This is a genomic window from Serratia sp. OS31 (genome assembly GCF_014164835.1).
Lineage (GTDB): Bacteria > Pseudomonadota > Gammaproteobacteria > Enterobacterales > Enterobacteriaceae > Serratia > Serratia liquefaciens_A.
Window position 1 is genome coordinate 1 of sequence record NZ_JACJFQ010000105.1, and the last position, 645, is coordinate 645.

The window sequence follows — 645 nt, forward strand, 5'->3', positions numbered from 1 at the left end:
CCTCCAACGACATGAACCAGTTCTCGTTCAGGCACTCCTGGCGTAACCTGCCGTTGAATGACTCCACTGTGGCATTATCCGTTGGTGTTCCCGGCCGGGAAAAATCAATACAGATCCCACGCTCATACACCCACTTATCCAGCATTTTCCCGTAAGCGTCATGTAGCTAATTGACCTGTCCTGATAGCTTAGACGCCCACCTGTACAGACGGACATCTAAGTATGGAAACCCAATCCTGGCGAAAAGAACCCCGGAAGAATTATTCGAATGACTTCAAGCTCCGTATGGTTGAACTGGCTTCCCGTCCCGGAGCCTGCGTTGCTCAGATTGCCCGTGAAAACGGCGTCAATGATAACGTCATCTTCAAATGGCTACGGCTTTGGCAAAACGAAGGACGCATATCACGCCGCCTCCCCCGCAACAATCGTACCTTCGTCATCACCCGCGCTGCTGCCTGTTGAGGTGATATCTGACCTCGCACCCTCAGATAATCAGCTCGCCGTCTCGCCTACCGGGCGCATCTGGACGTATGTTATACAGGAACAGAATTACAAGCTTGAACTTGAGCTGCGAAAATTGAAACGATGCCTATGAATCACACACATAATCAGCTTATGCAGGGCCACACACCGACAAACGGCGCC

2 pseudogenes are annotated in these 645 nt (G+C 51.6%); one reads left to right on the forward strand and one right to left on the reverse strand.

Annotated elements, in window-relative coordinates:
• Window positions 1-148 (reverse strand): annotated as a pseudogene (locus tag H5P17_RS26510) (integrase core domain-containing protein); the annotation flags it as partial.
• Between the two features lie 74 nt (window positions 149-222).
• On the opposite strand from H5P17_RS26510, the pseudogene H5P17_RS26515 reads away from it, so the two are divergent.
• Window positions 223-469 (forward strand): annotated as a pseudogene (locus tag H5P17_RS26515) (transposase); the annotation flags it as partial.
• Window positions 470-645 lie beyond the last annotated feature (176 nt).